Source organism: Acidovorax sp. SUPP2825 (assembly GCF_030158995.1).
Taxonomy (GTDB): domain Bacteria; phylum Pseudomonadota; class Gammaproteobacteria; order Burkholderiales; family Burkholderiaceae_C; genus Paracidovorax.
In genome coordinates this window covers 112,808-128,128 of the sequence record NZ_BQXK01000011.1, presented here as the reverse complement: position 1 = coordinate 128,128, position 15,321 = coordinate 112,808, and the positions used below count along the sequence as shown (strand labels likewise).

Sequence of the window (15,321 nt, the reverse complement as noted above, 5' to 3'; positions counted from 1 at the left end):
ATCATGACTAGGGCATGGGGGCGATTCGGCTTGAAACCGGTCATGGCATGCTCCCGCATCACTTCCAGCGCACCCGGTATTGCGCGAGCAGCCCCGCCACCAGCACCGCGATCAGTGAGGCCGCCACGATCACGTCGGCGATGTAGGTGGGAACGCCCACCGCGCGGCTCATGCTGTCCGCCCCCACCAGCACCCCCGCCACGAAGACGCCTGCGGCCACCACGCCCAGCGGGTGCAGGCCCGCCAGCATGGCGATCACGATGCCGCTGTAGCCATAGCCTGGCGACATGTCCAGCGTCACGTAGCTGGTGCGGCCCGCCACCTCGATGGCGCCTGCCAGCCCTGCCAGGCCGCCCGAGAGCAGGGCCACCAGCACCACCGTGCGCGTGATGGGCACGCCGGCGAACGCCGCCGCGCGGGCATTGGCCCCCGCCGCGCGGATCTCGAAACCCGGCACCGTGCGCGTGAGCAGCGCCCACAGCAGCACGGCCAGCCCCACGGCCCACAGCAGGCCGGTGTGCAGCCGCGTCTGCGGCACCAGGCGCGACAGTTCCAGCTCGCCTTGCAGCGCCACGCTTTGCGGCCAGCCGAGGGCGAGGGGGTCTTTCATGGGACCGTCGAGCAGGGCGGACACCAGCAGCAGCATCACGAAGTTCAGCAGCAGCGTGGTCACCACCTCGTCGACGCCGAGCCGCGCCTTCATCAGCGCCGGCCCCAGCAGCAGGGCGGCCCCGGCCAGCGCGGCGGCCAGCATCATGAGCGGGAACAGCACCGGCACGGGCCATTGCAGGCCGGTGCCGCCATGCATGCCGCCCACCGCCACCGCCGCGATCGCGCCGGCATACAGCTGGCCCTCCGCGCCGATGTTGAAGAGCCGCGCGCGGAACGCCACGGCCGCGGACAGCCCCGTCAGGATGAGCGGCGTGGCGCGCGTCAAGGTCTCGGTCAGCGCGAACACCGAGCCGAACGCGCCCTGCGCCAGCAGCGCGTAGGTGCGCCCCACGGGCGCGCCGGCCCACAGCACCAGCAGGGCGCTCACCAGCAGGGTGAAGGCCACCGCGCCGACCGGGGCCGTCACATAGGCCAGCGCCGAAGTGCGCTCGCGTTTTTCCAGTCTCATGGGGTGTCGCTTTCAGGGGCGGGCGCCACGGTGGCCGGTGCGGCGTCGGCGCTGCCGCGGGCCCCGCCGGGGTCTGCCCCGGCCATGGCCAGGCCGATGGCCTCGCGCGTCCAGCCCTCGGCGGGGCGGGCTTCGCTCAGGTGCCCGGCGTGCATCACTGCCACGCGGTCGCCCAGCGCCAGCACCTCGTCCAGGTCGTCGGAGATCAGCAGCACGGCCGCGCCGGCATCGCGCGCCGCCACCAGTTGCCGCTGCACGAACGTGACCGCGCCGATGTCCAGGCCCCAGGTGGGCTGGTGCGCCACGATCAGGCGGGGGGCCGGCTGCGTTCCGTCGCCCGGTGGCAGCAGGGCCCGGCCCAGGATGAGTTTTTGCATGTTGCCGCCTGACAGCGACCGCGCCGGCGCGTCCAGCCCGCCGCCGCGCACGTCGAACGTCTCGGCCACGCGCCGGGCATGCTGGCGCGCCACGCCGCGCCGTATCCAGAAGCCGGCGAACGCGCCGCGCGAGAACCAGCGGCTGGACAGGCGCTCGGACACCGCGTTCTCCCAGACCGGCAGATCGCCCACCACGCCCACGGCATGGCGGTCTTCGGGAATGCGGGCCACGCCCTGTGCCACCAGCCGGGTGGGCCGGGCGGCCAGCGGGGCGCCCAGCAGCGTGGCGGTGCCGCCCGTGGGGGCGCGCACGCCGCACAGCACATCGGCCAGCGCCACCTGGCCATTGCCCGATACGCCTGCGATGGCCACGATCTCGCCCGCATGCAGCGTGAGGCTCACGCCCTGCAGCGCGTCGTGCGCCGACCGCGCCAACGCCTGCGTCCGCACGTCGTCCAGGGTGCACACCGGCGCACCCACCGCGCGGGCCGGGCTGCGCGCCGCCACCTCCACCGCGTGGCCCACCATCCATTGCGCGAGCTGGCCCTGCGTGGTGCCCCGCGCGGGTGCCTCGGCCACGAGCCGGCCCTGCCGCAGCACGGCGATGCGGTGCGACACGCGCAGCACCTCGCCCAGCTTGTGGCTGATGAACACGATCGACAGGCCCTGCGCCACCATCTGGGCCAGGGTGTGGAACAGCGCCTCGCTCTCCTGCGGCGTGAGCACCGCGGTGGGCTCGTCCAGGATCAGGATGCGGGCGCCGCGGTACAGCGCTTTCAGGATTTCCACGCGCTGCCGCTCGCCCACCGAAAGGCTGCCCACGCGGGCATCGGGCGCCACCGGCAGGCCGAAGCGGGCCGAGACGTCCAGCAGCCGCGCGCGGGCCGCGGCCCGGCGCGAGAACGGCTGCCACAGCGGCTCGCTGCCCAGCATCACGTTATCGAGCACGCTCAGGTTGTCGGCCAGCGTGAAGTGCTGGTGCACCATGCCGATGCCGGCCGCCAGCGACGCCCGGGGCTGGCCCGGTGGCAGCGGCTGGCCGAAGACCTCGATGTGCCCGGCGTCGGCCCGGTAGTGCCCGAAGAGGATCGACATCAGCGTGGACTTGCCCGCGCCGTTCTCGCCCAGCAGCGCCAGCACCTCGCCCCGGGCGAGGGTCAGGTCGATGCCATCGTTGGCGACCAGCGGGCCGAACCGCTTGGTGATGCCGCGAAGGCGCAGCACGGGCGGCCCGGCCTCGGCGGACGGCGGACAGGCGGCGGGCTCACCCACGCAGCGTGCTCCGCCCGGCGCAGCGCGCACGCATCACTTGGCCGTGGATTTGGGCTGGCTGTCGTCCACCTTCACGGTGAACTTGCCCGCCAGGATGTCGGCCTCCCTGGCCTTCACCTTGGCCACGACCTCGGCCGGCACCTTCTTCTCGAACGTGCCCAGCGGCGCGAGTTCGGAGCCCTTGTGCTTCATCATCGAATAGGGGCCGTAGTCCTCGGCGGCGAACTTGCCTTCCTTGACCAGCGCGATCGCGCGGTCCACGCTGGGCTCCATGTGCCACAGCGCCGAGGCCACCACCGTGTCTGGGTACTGGGCCTGCGTGTTGATCACGTTGCCGATCGCCAGCTTGCCCTTTTCCTTGGCGGCGTCGGACACGCCGAAACGCTCGGCATACAGCACGTCGGCGCCCTTGTCGATCATGGCGAAGGTCGCCTCCTTGGCCTTCGGCGGGTCGAACCAGCTGTTGATGAAGGTGATGGTGAACTCGGCCTTCGGGTTCACCTCCTTCGCACCGGCCATGAAGGCGTGCATCAGGCGGTTGACCTCCGGAATCGGAAAGCCGCCCACCATGCCGATCTTGTTCGTGCGGGTCATGCCGCCCGCCACCATGCCGGACAGGTAGGCGGGCTCCTGGATGTAGTTGTCGAACACGCTGAAATTGGGCGCCTGCGGCTTGCCCGAGGAGCCCATCACGAAGGCCGTCTTGGGAAAGTCCTTGGCCACCTTGCGCGCGGCCGCCTCCACGCCGAACACCTCGCCGAAGATCAGCTGGTTGCCCCCGGTGGCGTACTCGCGCATCACGCGCTCGTAATCGGCATTGGCCACGTTCTCGCTGCTCTTGTATTCGATCTCGCCACGCGTTTCCGCCGCCTTGAGCGCCTTGTGGATGCGGCTCACCCACTGCTGTTCATAGGGCACCGTGTAGATCGCCGCCACCTTCAGCTTGGCCTGCGCGAAAGCCAGCGTGGGCGCCAGGCCCAGGGTGGCGGAGATGGCCAGGGAGGTGCAGAACAGGCGGCCGGTGAAGAGGCGGCGAGAGGTCATGGAGCGTCCTTTTGCAGGGGAAAAGAGGTCGATGCAGGAAGCCAGCGGCGCATGCAAAATGCGCGCCAGTCATTTACCCCGGCATCATTTCGTCCCGAAGATCCGGTCCCCGGCATCGCCCAGCCCGGGCAGGATGTAGCCGTGGTCGTTCAGTTCGCGGTCGATCGCGGCGGTGTAGATCGGCACGTCGGGGTGGGCCTTTTGCAAGGTGGCCACGCCTTCCGGTGCGGCCAGCAGGCAGACGAACTTGATCGAGCGGGGGTTGAGTTTCTTCAGGCGGTCCACTGCGGCCGCGGCGGAGTTGCCGGTGGCGAGCATGGGGTCCACGACGATGATGTCGCGCTCTTCCATCTCGGAAGGCATCTTGAAGTAGTACTCGACCGGCTGCAGGGTCTGCGGGTCGCGGTACAGGCCGATGTGGCCCACGCGGGCGCCCGGGATCACGTTGAGCATGCCGTCCAGAAATCCGTTGCCGGCGCGCAGGATGGACACGAGCACCTGCTTCTTGCCGTCGATCACCTGGCCCGTCATGGTTTCCAGCGGGGTTTCGATCTGCACGTCCTGCAGCGGCATGTCGCGCGTGACCTCGTAGGCCATCAGGGTGCTGAGTTCGCCGAGCAGGCGGCGAAAGCTGTTGGTGCTGGCGTCCTTCTTGCGCATCAGGGTCAGCTTGTGCTGGACCAGGGGATGGGTGATGACGTGGACATTGCTCATGGGCTGGGGCCTCTTGTTGGGAAAGTGAAAAGCTGGAAAACCGGTCTGCAGGGGCAGGGGAAAGAAAAGGTGCGTGCGTCGCCGCGCAGGGGCGGCGCGGGGCGCGGATCAGTCTGCCAGAAAGCGTGCGTACCGCGCCAGGTCGACGTTGCCGCCGCTTACGATGATGCCTACGCGCTTGCCGTGCAGGTCCACGCCGCCGTGCAGTGCGCCCGCGAAGGCGAGGGCGCCGGTGGGCTCCACGACGATTTTCATGCGTTCGGCGAAGAAGCGCAGGGCCTGGACCAGCTGCTCGTCGGTGGCGGTGACGATGTCGGCCACGTCGCGCTGGATGATGGGAAAGGTGATGCTGCCCAGCGCCTGGGTCTGCGCGCCGTCGGCGATGGTGTGGGGCGTGTCGATGCGCACGATGCGGCCGGCGCGCAGCGATTGCTGGGCGTCGTTGCCGGCGGCCGGCTCCACGCCGATCACCTGGCAGTCGGGGGCCAGCGCCTTCGCGGCCAGAAGGCTGCCGGACAGCAATCCGCCGCCGCCCAGGCACACGAACAGGTAGTCGAGGTCGGGCACTTCTTCGAGCAGCTCCTTGGCGGCGGTACCCTGGCCGGCGATGACGTGCGGATGGTCGAACGGCGGCACCAGGGTCATGCCGCGCTCCTGCGCGAGCCGGTGGCTGATGGCTTCGCGGTCTTCGGTGAACCGGTTGTAAGTAACGACCTGGGCACCGTACTCGCGCGTGGCGGCCATCTTGGCAGTGGGCGCATCCTCGGGCATGACGATCAGGGCGGGCATGTCCAGCAGGCGAGCCGAGAGGGCGATGGCCTGCGCGTGGTTGCCGGAAGAAAAAGCCAGCACGCCGCCTTCGCGCTGGGTGGCGTCGAACTGCGCCAGGGTGTTGTAGGCGCCGCGGAACTTGAAGGCGCCCATGCGCTGCAGGTTCTCGCACTTGAAAAAGAGCTGGGCGCCGCACTGCTGGTCCGCCGTGCTGGAGCGCGCCACGGGCGTGCGGTGCGCGACGCCCTGGAGCCGATGGGCCGCGTCGGCGACGTCGGTGTAGGTGGGCAGGGCCGGGATGTGCGTAGGCATGGCTGCGTCCTCGCGTAGACGGGATCGGAAAGAGCACGCATCATAGCCCGCCAGCGAGCGGCGGAGCGCCGAAATGGGCTGCAGCGCAAGCCCAGCAAGCGCAGGCAGCTATCGAATTTGATAGCAAAGGCCCGCCTGTCGCAGCCCGCAGGCCGGGCGGACCGATCGCTCACCCTCCATCGCTGAAGCGCTGCAGCGGCGCGAGCGGAGGAAAGGCGCCCTCGCGCCTGCCACGCATCGCATCCACGGCCTCGCCCACATGCCGGTTGCTCCAGATCGCGCCCTGCAGCCAGCCCATCTGGCGCAGGCTGTCGTCCACCGAGTGGTCGCGCGCATAGTGCACGGCCTGCTTGGTGCCCCAGATGGCGACCGGCGGCTTGGCGGCGATCTCGCGGGCGCAGGCCAGGGCTGCGTCCAGCATCGCCGCCTGCGTGTCGAACAATTCGTTGACCAGTCCGCAGGCCAGGGCGCGCGGTGCGGGCAGGCGCCGGCCGGTGTAGGCCAGCTCCTTGACGATGCCCAGCGGAATCAGCTTGGGCAGGCGCTGCAGCGTGCCCACGTCGGCCACCATGCCGATGTTGATCTCCTGGATGCAGAAGAACGCGTCCTGCGTGGCGTAGCGGATGCAGGCGGTCGTCACCATGTCCACCGCGCCGCCGATGCAGCCGCCGTGGATGGCGGCGATCACGGGAATGCGCAGCGATTCGATGCGCGTGAATGTGGCCTGCATGTCGGTCAGCAGGTCGAAAAGGGCGGCGCGGCCTTCGGGGCTCTGGTCGTCCATGGCGATAGCGCCACCGAACGTGTCCAGCGCCATGCCGGCCGAAAAGTGCTTGCCCGTGCTGCTGATGACCAGCGCGCGCGCCTCGCCCGACCGGTGCAGCCGCGCCAGCACGGTGTCCAGCTCGCGCCAGAACGCCGGGTGCATGGTGTTCAGGGCCTCCGGCCGGTTCAGCACCAGATGCGCCACCTGATCGGTGATGGCGAGCGAAAAGCAGGTGAGGGCGGGGAGGTCGGTGGTATCGGTCATGCGGGGCACTCTAGGCGGGATGGCGCCAAAGCCGCCGTCACCTGTGCGACGGCGGCGTTGGGCGGCGCCGCAAGGAAGGCACGGGGGGCCGGCCGATATACTTCCCGGTCCTGTTTCCGGGCTTTCCCGCCCCATCTCCCCATGCAAATCTCCCGCCGCCTTTTCGCCCTGGGCCTTGGCCTGGCTGCCGCAATGACCGCTCCGCTGGCTGCCCACGCGCAGGACCGCGAGCTGACCGTGGCCTCCAGCGCCACCTACGCGCCGTTCGCCTTCGAGAACAAGGACAAGCAGATCGTCGGTTTCGACATCGACATCATCAACGCCATCGCGAAGAAGCAGTCGCTCAAGATCAAGGTGGTGAACACCCCCTGGAGCGGCATTTTCGCGGCGCTGAACAACGGCGATGTGGACCTGGTGATCTCCGGCGTGACCATCAACGACAAGCGCCGCCAGAGCTACGACTTCACCGAGCCGTACTTTGCCGCCCAGCAGTTGATCGCCGTGCCCAAGGCGAGCAGCGTGGCCTCGCTGAAGGACCTGGCTGGCAAGAAGATCGCCGTGGTGAATGCCTCCACGGCGGACGACGTGGCCTCGCGCGAGTTCGGCAAGACCAGCCCGAACATCCGGCGCTTCGAGAGCACGCCGCTCATCATTTCCGAACTGGCGGGCGGCGGCGTGGATGCGGCCATCGGCGACAACGGCGTGATCGCCTACCGCGTGGCGCAGAACGCTGCGCTGAAGACGGTGGAAGACCCCGCGTTCCCTGTCGAGGGCTTCGGCATCGTCGTCAAGAAGGGCGACAAGGCGCTGCAGGACAAGCTCAACGCCGGCCTGGCCGCCGTGCGGGCCGATGGCAGCTACAACGAGATCTACAAGAAGTGGTTCGGCAAGGAATACAAGCCACGCTGATCGCTGATCGGCACGCCGCTTTTCGGCATGACACCACGGCCGCGCTGCGGCCGTTTTTGCGGGCGCCTATGCGCCCGACGCGACCAATGAGAGGAAGAGGCCATGGAGCCTGTTGAGTGGTTTGGCTGGTTCCGGCCGGACATCCTGGTGGAATACAAGGACCTGTTCATCCAGGGCGCGTGGATGACGATCGGCGTGACGGTGGTGTGCGTGCTGCTGGGCGGCACGTGGGGCTTGCTGCTCGCGCTGGCCCGCCTGGCGCAGGCACGCCATGCGCCGCTGAGCTGGGTGTGCCGTTATCTGCTGCGGTGGCCATCCACCGTGTATGTGAGCTTCTTTCGCGGCACGCCGTTGTTCGTGCAGATCCTGCTGATGCACTTCGCGGTGCTGCCGCTGTTCATCCATCCGACGTCGGGCCTGCTGGTGACGGGCGACTTCGCGCGCACGCTCAAGCAGGAGCATGGCGCGCTGATCTCGGGGATCGTGGCGCTCACGCTCAATTCCGCCGCGTACATCTCGGAGGTGTTCCGCGCGGGCATCCAGTCGATCGCGCGCGGGCAGTCCGATGCGGGGCGCTCGCTGGGTTTCACGCCCGGGCAGGTGATGCGCTACGTGGTGCTGCCGCAGGCCTTTCGCCGCATGCTGCCGCCGCTGGGCAACAACGCGATCGCGCTGCTGAAAGACACTTCCCTGATCTCCGCCATCGGCCTGGCCGAGATGGCCTATGCCGCGCGCACCGTGGCCGGGGCCTATTCGCGCTACTGGGAGCCGTATCTGGCGATTGCCCTGGCCTACTGGATCATGACGCTTGCGCTGACCGGCGCCCTGCGCAGGCTGGAAAGCCACCTGGCGCGCAGCGACCGGGTCTGAGGCCGCTGCTGGAAGGCGCTGGCGGTTTCAGCGCCGCACGGTGCTGGCGTCCTGCCCGAACAGCACCTTCTTCGCATCTTCGTCCACGGTGGGGGCGGTGTTGATGCGCTGGACCAGGTCGTACGCCCTGACGGTGGCGGGGCGCTCGCGGATGCGTTCGAACCACTGCGCCAGGTGCGGGAAGTCCTTGAGGTTCTGCCGCTGACGCTCGTGCGGAACGATCCAGGGGTAGCAGGCCATGTCGGCGATGGAATACGTGCCGGCGATGTACTCGCGCCCATCGGACAGGTGCTTGTCCAGCACGCCATACAGGCGCCCGGTTTCCTTCACGTAGCGGTCGATCGCGTAGGCGATGGGCTCCGGCGCATATTGCGTGAAGTGGTGGTTCTGCCCCGCCATGGGCCCCAGGCCGCCCATCTGCCAGAACAGCCACTGCAGGGCTTCGGTGCGGCCGCGCAGGTCCTGGGGAACGAACTTTCCCGTCTTGTCGGCCAGGTACAGCAGGATGGCGCCGGACTCAAACACTGATATGGGCTCGCCGCCCCCCGTGGGCGCATGGTCCACGATGGCGGGAATGCGGTTGTTGGGCGCGATGCGCAGGAAGTCGGGCTGGAACTGCTCGCCCCGGCCGATGTTCACGGGCAGCACGCGGTAAGGCAATGCGGCCTCTTCGAGGAACATGGTGATCTTGTGGCCGTTGGGCGTGGTCCAGTAGTGCAGGTCGATCATGGCAGGGTTCCTTGGGTTTTCTGGCGAGAGCGGATCCCTCAACGCTTGCGGCCGCCGAACAGGCTGCCCAGCACGCCGCGCAGGATTTCCTTGCCCAGCGAGGTGCCCATGGTGCGCACGGCGGATTTGGCCATGGTCTGCACCAGCCCGTCGTGCTTGCCGCCGCGCGGGCCGGTCGAGCCGAACAGCACGTCGTTCAGCCCGCCCATGACACCGCCGCCCGCGCCATCGGTGGTGGCGCCCTTCGTGCTGGCGGGCGCCGTGGCGGCGGCTTCGGTGCGGCCCTGGAGCTTTTCGTAGGCGGATTCACGGTCCACGGCTTTCTCGTACACGCCGGCGACGAGCGAACCGGCCAGCAACGCCTGGCGCTGGGCGGGCGTGATGGGCCCCAACTGGCTGGCAGGGGGCAGCACGAACACGCGCTCGGTCACGCTGGGCCGGCCCTTGGCGTCCAGGAAGCTCACCAGCGCCTCGCCCACCGCCAGTTCGGTGATGGCGGTTTCGATGTCCAGGCCCGGTTTCTGGCGCATGGTGGTGGCCGTGGCCTTCACCGCTTTCTGATCGCGCGGTGTGAAGGCGCGCAGCGCGTGCTGCACGCGGTTGCCCAGCTGGGCCAGGACGCTGTCGGGAATGTCGAGCGGGTTCTGGGTGACGAAATACACGCCCACGCCCTTGGACCGCACCAGCCGCACCACCAGTTCGATGCGCTCGACGAGCACCTTGGGCGCTTCGTTGAACAACAGGTGGGCCTCGTCGAAGAAGAAGACGAGCTTGGGGACTTCCGGGTCGCCGATCTCGGGCAACTGCTCGAACAGTTCCGACAGCATCCACAGCAAGAAGGTGGCATACAGGCGCGGCGAATTCATGAGCTTGTCGGCGGCCAGGATGTTCACGATGCCTCGCCCGTCCACCGTCTGCATGAGGTCGTTGATGTCGAGCATGGGCTCGCCGAAGAACTGGGTGCCGCCTTGTTGCTCGATCTGCAACAGGCCCCGTTGGATCGCGCCTACGCTGGCGGCGCTGATATTGCCGTACCCTGTCGTGAATTCCTTGGCGTTGTCGCCGACGTACTGGAGCATGGCCCGCAGGTCTTTGAGGTCGAGCAGCAGCAGTCCGTTGTCGTCGGCGATCTTGAAAACCAGGTTGAGCACGCCCAGCTGGGTTTCGTTCAGGTTGAGCATGCGGCCCAGCAGCAGCGGGCCGATGTCGGACACCGTGGCGCGCACCGGGTGGCCTTGCTGGCCGAACACGTCCCACAAGGTGGTGGGGCAGGCCAGGGGCTCCGGCAGCGGAAGGTCACGCTCCTTGAGCGTGGCCGCCAGCTTGTCGCCGATACTGCCCGGTTGGCTGATGCCGGTGAGGTCGCCCTTGATGTCGGCCATGAACACCGGCACCCCGATGCGCGAGAAGCCTTCGGCCAGCGTCTGCAGGGTGACCGTCTTGCCCGTGCCGGTGGCACCGGTGATGAGGCCGTGGCGGTTGGCCAGGCCGGGCAGCAGGTGGCATTCGGTGGTGCCGTGCTTGGCAATGAGAAGAGGTTCGGCCATGGCGTCAGGGTGCGGAGTGGGGTGGATGCGTCAAAAGTAAAATCGCGGGCAGTAGATTAAATCAATACCAGAAGGACTCCTGTGGCAGGACACAGCAAATGGGCAAACATCCAGCACCGCAAAGGTCGGCAGGATGAAAAGCGCGGCAAGATCTGGACCCGGATCATTCGAGAGATCACGGTGGCGGCACGGGCGGGCGGGGGCGATGTCTCTGCCAACCCCCGGTTGCGTCTGGCCATCGAGAAGGCCAAGGCCGCGAACATGCCGGCCGACCGCATCAAGTACAACATCGACAAGGCCACCGGCAATGCCGAGGGCGTGAGCTACGAGGAAATCCGCTACGAAGGCTACGGCATCGGCGGTGCGGCCATCATCGTGGACACCATGACCGACAACCGCGTGCGCACCGTGGCCGAAGTGCGCCACGCCTTCAGCAAGCATGGCGGCAACATGGGCACCGAAGGCTCCGTGGCCTTTCAGTTCAAGCACTGCGGCCAACTGATCTTCGCACCCGGCACCAGCGAGGACCAGGTGATGGAAGTCGCCCTGGAGGCCGGCGCGGAGGATGTGGTCACGGGCGAGGACGGCGCCATCGAAGTGCTCACCGCCTACGCCGATTTCGAAGCGGTGAAGAACGCGCTGGAGGCCGCCGGCCTGGTGCCCGAGGTGGCCGAGGTCACCATGCGCGCCGAAAACACCATCGAGCTCGAAGGCGACGACGCCGCGCGCATGCAAAAACTCCTCGACGTGCTGGAAGACCTGGACGACGTGCAAGAGGTCTATCACAACGCTGCCTTATGAACATGAGCCTGAACCTCTGCAATCGATCCCTGCCCGCCGAAGGGCCCACCTGCCTGCCGCCAGCGGCCCATCGGAGTCCGGTATGAAAGTCCTTGTGATTGGCGGCGGCGGCCGTGAACACGCCATGGCCTGGAAGCTTTCGCAGTCTCCCAAGGTCACGAAGGTCTATGTGGCGCCGGGCAACGGCGGCACGGCCCTGAACCCCAAGCTCGAGAACGTGGCCATCACCGATGTGCGCGAACTGCGCGCCTGGGCGCACGACCAGAAGATCGCGTTGACCGTGGTCGGCCCCGAGGCGCCTCTGGCCGCCGGCGTGGTGGACGAATTCCGCGCGCATGGGCTGCGCATCTTCGGGCCCACGAAGGCTGCCGCGCAGCTCGAAAGCTCCAAGGCGTTCTCCAAGGCCTTCATGCGCCGCCATGGCATTCCCACGGCGGACTACGACACGTTCACCGACCCGGCGGCGGCCCATGCCTTCGTGGAGCGGCTGGGCGCCCCGATCGTCATCAAGGCCGACGGCCTGGCGGCCGGCAAGGGCGTGGTGGTGGCCATGTCGCTGCAGGAGGCCCACGACGCGGTGGACTTCATGCTGGTGGACAACAAGTACGGCGTGACGCACAACGAAGGCGGCGCACGCGTCGTGATCGAAGCGTTCCTGCAAGGCGAGGAAGCCAGCTTCATCGTGCTGTGCGACGGCAAGAACGTCACCGCCCTGGCGACCAGCCAGGACCACAAGCGCCTGAAGGACGGCGACCAGGGCCCCAACACCGGTGGCATGGGCGCGTATTCGCCCGCGCCCGTGGTCACCGCTGACGTGCACGCCCGCGCCATGCGCGAGATCATCCTGCCCACCATCCGTGGCATGGAAAAGGATGGCATTCCATACACGGGCTTCCTGTACGCCGGCCTGATGATCGATTCGACCGGCCACCCCAAGACGCTGGAGTTCAACTGCCGCATGGGTGACCCCGAGACGCAGCCGATCCTCATGCGCCTCAAGAGCGATTTCGTCGATGTGCTGGGCGCCGCGGTGGACGGCAAGCTCGACCAGGTCGAATTGCAATGGGACCGCCGCACCGCGCTGGGCGTGGTGATGGCCGCGCACGGCTACCCGGAAGATCCGCGCAAGGGCGATGCGATCACGGGCCTGCCTGCGGACGCCGACGAAGCCATGGTGTTCCATGCCGGCACGGCGCTGAAGGACGGCGTGCCGCACACCACGGGCGGACGCGTGCTGTGCGTGACCGTGCTGGCCGACAGCGTGAAGCAGGCGCAGCAGCGCGTGTACGACGTGGCCCGTGGCATCCATTTCGATGGCGCGCAGTACCGCCGCGACATCGGCCATCGCGCGGTGAAGAGCTGATGGCGGCACCCGCACCGGCGCTTGCCCTGAACGCGGCCGACACGGCCAGCCGCGTGCGGGCCTACCTGGAAGGGCTGCAGGCACGCATCACCTCGGCCCTGGAAGAGATCGAAGGGCCCGCGGCGCGTGGCGGTGGCCGGTTCCTGAACGATGCGTGGCGCAAGGCGCCGGGCGAACCGCTGCAGGGCGACGGCATCACCCGCATCCTGGAGGGCGGCCGCGTGTTCGAGCGCGCGGGCTGCGGCTTCTCGCACGTGCGGGGCGCCACGCTGCCGCCATCGGCCACGCAGCACCGGCCCGAGCTGGCTGGCGCGCCGTTCGAGGCCATGGGGGTATCGCTGGTGTTCCACCCGGTCAACCCCTATGTGCCCACGGTGCACATGAACGTGCGCATGATCGTGGCGGCTCCGGCCGAAGGCGCTCCGGTGTGCTGGTTCGGCGGTGGCATGGACCTCACGCCCTACTACGGTTTCGAGGAAGACGCGGTGCACTTTCACCGCGCCTGCCGCGATGCGCTCAACCCCTTCGGCGAGGGCCTGTACCTGCGTTTCAAGCGCTGGTGCGACGAGTACTTCTATCTCAAGCACCGCAACGAGCAGCGTGGCGTGGGCGGCATCTTCTTCGACGACTTTTCCGAGCTGGGCTTCGAGCGCAGCCTGGGCATGGTGCAGTCCGTGGGGGACGCGTTCCTGGGCGCCTACCTGCCCATCGTGCATCGGCGCCAGGCGATCCCGTTCGGTGATCGGCAACGCGAGTTCCAGTGCTACCGGCGCGGTCGCTATGTGGAGTTCAACCTGGTGTGGGACCGGGGCACGCACTTCGGCCTGCAGTCGGGCGGGCGCACCGAATCGATCTTGCTGTCGATGCCGCCCATGGCGGGCTGGTCGTACCAGCGCCAGGAGGCTCCGGGCTCGCCCGAGGCTGAGCTCACACGGCGCTTTCTGGTGCGGCGGGACTGGCTCTGAACCCAGCCCGTGCGTTCGCAAAAAGGCCGAAAGCTATAATTTCAATAGCTGCTCGCGCTCATGCCATGAGCGCCGAAGGCCAAAAACACCCTTGATGTGCGCGGGATGGCCGAATCGCCACCCGGGCCCGCCGCATTGGCCGATGCCCGGGTTGCACGCTAGTATTGGCCCCATCCTTTTTAGACAAACGCCTGATGACCACCTCCTCCAAATCGGAATCCGCTGCCAAAAAAGACGTCACCAAGCTCCAGCGCGCCATCGTCGATGGCCTGGAAGACGTCAAAGCGCAAGACATCCAGGTGTTCAACACCGAGCACCTCTCGCCGCTGTTCGAGCGCGTGATCGTGGCTTCGGGCACCTCCAACCGCCAGACCAAGGCGCTGGCGGCCAGCGTGCGCGATGCGGTGCGTGAAGCGGGCTTCGGCAAGCCCCGCATCGAGGGTGAGGACAACGGCGAGTGGATCATCGTGGACTGCGGCGCCGCCGTGGCGCACATCATGCAGCCGGCCATCCGCCAGTACTACCGCCTGGAAGAGATCTGGGGCGATACCCCCGTGCGCCTGAAGCTCGGCGCTGCCAAACCCAAGGCCGTGGAAGGCGCGGCAGGCACTGCGAAGAAAAAGCCCGCCGCCAAGAAGGCCGCCGCCGCTCCCGAACAACCCGCCCGCAAGCCCGGCGTGAGCAAGGTCGCCGCCAAGGCCCCCGCTGCGAAAGCCCCGGCCAAGACTGCAGCCAAGACGACCGGAAAGCCGGCCGGCCGTGGCGCCGTGAAGCAGGCCGCGCCTGCAAAGACGACCGCGAAGACGGCGGCCAAGGCGCCCATCAAGACCCTGGTGGTCAAGCCCATCGCCAAGAAGACGGCGGGCAAGCCCGCCGCCAAAAAGGCTCCGTGCCGCTCCACCGCCGCTGCGGCCCCCAAGGCGGCGCCCCGTGCTGGCACCGTGAAGACGGCGGCCAAGCGCCCCGCCGCCAAGAAGTCGCCGACCCGCAGGGGCTGAACCAGCGCCTGAGCGATCGATGAAGTTGCTGATCGTGGCCGTGGGCCAGCGGGTGCCCGACTGGGCGCAGACGGCCTACGACGACTACGCCAAGCGGTTTCCTCCGGAACTGAAGGTCGAGCTCAAGGCGGTGAAGACCGAGCCGCGCGGCTCCAAGACGCTGGAGACGCTCTACGCCGCCGAGCGTGAGCGCATCGAGACGGCCATACCCCGCGGCACCCGCGTGGTGGCGCTGGACGAGCGGGGCACGTCCCTCACCACCAAAGCCCTCGCAGAGCGCCTCAAAGGCTGGCAATTGGGAGGCGACGACGTGGCCCTGGTCATCGGCGGACCCGATGGCCTGGACCCCGCCTTTCGGCAGGCTGCGCACGAGCGCATACGCCTGTCCGACCTGACCTTGCCGCACGCCATGGTGCGGGTGCTGCTGATCGAGCAGCTTTACCGGGCGTGGTCGGTGAACGCGGGGCACCCCTACCACCGCGAATAAGCGGCTGACGAC

15 protein-coding genes are annotated in these 15,321 nt (G+C 68.1%); 7 read left to right on the top strand and 8 right to left on the bottom strand.

The genetic code is table 11. From position 1 onward, the window contains the following. Positions 1-58: 58 nt before the first annotated feature. The 6 genes from AVAK2825_RS15360 to AVAK2825_RS15335 all read right to left on the bottom strand — a co-directional run bounded on the left by AVAK2825_RS15360 (position 59) and on the right by AVAK2825_RS15335 (position 6,640). A complete protein-coding gene (locus tag AVAK2825_RS15360; protein WP_284400383.1) occupies positions 59-1,120 on the bottom strand; it encodes an ABC transporter permease in 1,062 nt (353 codons plus the stop codon). Beyond that, on the bottom strand, positions 1,117-2,769 hold the full coding sequence (locus AVAK2825_RS15355) for an ABC transporter ATP-binding protein (protein ID WP_284400380.1): 1,653 nt from the start codon (positions 2,767-2,769) through the stop codon (positions 1,117-1,119). The genes AVAK2825_RS15360 and AVAK2825_RS15355 overlap by 4 nt, the downstream gene beginning before the upstream one ends. A 33-nt stretch (positions 2,770-2,802) precedes the next feature. Further along, positions 2,803-3,813 carry a BMP family protein gene (locus tag AVAK2825_RS15350; RefSeq protein ID WP_284400379.1) on the bottom strand — a complete coding sequence of 337 codons (1,011 nt, stop codon included), beginning with the start codon at positions 3,811-3,813 and terminating at the stop codon, positions 2,803-2,805. Positions 3,814-3,897: 84 nt separating this feature from the next. Then, positions 3,898-4,527, bottom strand: a complete 630-nt coding sequence (gene upp / locus AVAK2825_RS15345) for a uracil phosphoribosyltransferase (protein WP_272552393.1) — start codon at positions 4,525-4,527, stop codon at positions 3,898-3,900. Positions 4,528-4,635: 108 nt separating this feature from the next. Continuing rightward, positions 4,636-5,610 carry a threo-3-hydroxy-L-aspartate ammonia-lyase gene (locus AVAK2825_RS15340; protein WP_284400376.1) on the bottom strand — a complete coding sequence of 325 codons (975 nt, stop codon included), beginning with the start codon at positions 5,608-5,610 and terminating at the stop codon, positions 4,636-4,638. A 169-nt stretch (positions 5,611-5,779) separates the two neighbouring features. Continuing rightward, a complete protein-coding gene (locus AVAK2825_RS15335; protein ID WP_284400373.1) occupies positions 5,780-6,640 on the bottom strand; it encodes an enoyl-CoA hydratase-related protein in 861 nt (286 codons plus the stop codon). Positions 6,641-6,781: 141 nt separating this feature from the next. Between AVAK2825_RS15335 and AVAK2825_RS15330 the strand changes: the two genes are divergently transcribed. Both AVAK2825_RS15330 and AVAK2825_RS15325 read left to right on the top strand, forming a co-directional pair. Beyond that, positions 6,782-7,549 (top strand): basic amino acid ABC transporter substrate-binding protein, encoded by a 768-nt coding sequence (locus AVAK2825_RS15330; RefSeq protein WP_272563770.1) that lies wholly within the window; start codon positions 6,782-6,784, stop codon positions 7,547-7,549. 102 nt (positions 7,550-7,651) lie between these two features. Continuing rightward, a complete protein-coding gene (locus AVAK2825_RS15325; RefSeq protein ID WP_272563769.1) occupies positions 7,652-8,419 on the top strand; it encodes an amino acid ABC transporter permease in 768 nt (255 codons plus the stop codon). A 27-nt stretch (positions 8,420-8,446) separates the two neighbouring features. Here AVAK2825_RS15325 and AVAK2825_RS15320 read toward each other — a convergent pair whose 3' ends face one another. Both AVAK2825_RS15320 and AVAK2825_RS15315 read right to left on the bottom strand, forming a co-directional pair. Then, on the bottom strand, positions 8,447-9,148 hold the full coding sequence (locus tag AVAK2825_RS15320; RefSeq protein WP_284400366.1) for a glutathione binding-like protein: 702 nt from the start codon (positions 9,146-9,148) through the stop codon (positions 8,447-8,449). Positions 9,149-9,186: 38 nt separating this feature from the next. Then, positions 9,187-10,695 (bottom strand): helicase HerA-like domain-containing protein, encoded by a 1,509-nt coding sequence (locus AVAK2825_RS15315; protein ID WP_284400364.1) that lies wholly within the window; start codon positions 10,693-10,695, stop codon positions 9,187-9,189. Positions 10,696-10,776: 81 nt separating this feature from the next. On the opposite strand from AVAK2825_RS15315, the gene AVAK2825_RS15310 reads away from it, so the two are divergent. From AVAK2825_RS15310 to rlmH, 5 genes are all read left to right on the top strand, one after another. After that, positions 10,777-11,496 carry a YebC/PmpR family DNA-binding transcriptional regulator gene (locus AVAK2825_RS15310; protein WP_284400361.1) on the top strand — a complete coding sequence of 240 codons (720 nt, stop codon included), beginning with the start codon at positions 10,777-10,779 and terminating at the stop codon, positions 11,494-11,496. Positions 11,497-11,578: 82 nt separating this feature from the next. Beyond that, positions 11,579-12,859 (top strand): phosphoribosylamine--glycine ligase, encoded by a 1,281-nt coding sequence (gene purD / locus AVAK2825_RS15305; protein WP_284400358.1) that lies wholly within the window; start codon positions 11,579-11,581, stop codon positions 12,857-12,859. Then, positions 12,859-13,824, top strand: a complete 966-nt coding sequence (gene hemF, locus AVAK2825_RS15300; RefSeq protein WP_284400356.1) for an oxygen-dependent coproporphyrinogen oxidase — start codon at positions 12,859-12,861, stop codon at positions 13,822-13,824. Before purD ends, hemF begins: the two co-directional genes overlap by 1 nt. A 194-nt stretch (positions 13,825-14,018) precedes the next feature. Continuing rightward, positions 14,019-14,822 carry a ribosome silencing factor gene (gene rsfS / locus AVAK2825_RS15295; RefSeq protein WP_284400354.1) on the top strand — a complete coding sequence of 268 codons (804 nt, stop codon included), beginning with the start codon at positions 14,019-14,021 and terminating at the stop codon, positions 14,820-14,822. 19 nt (positions 14,823-14,841) lie between these two features. Further along, entirely contained in the window at positions 14,842-15,309 is a 468-nt protein-coding gene (gene rlmH, locus AVAK2825_RS15290) for a 23S rRNA (pseudouridine(1915)-N(3))-methyltransferase RlmH (protein ID WP_284400351.1), read from the top strand. Positions 15,310-15,321 lie beyond the last annotated feature (12 nt).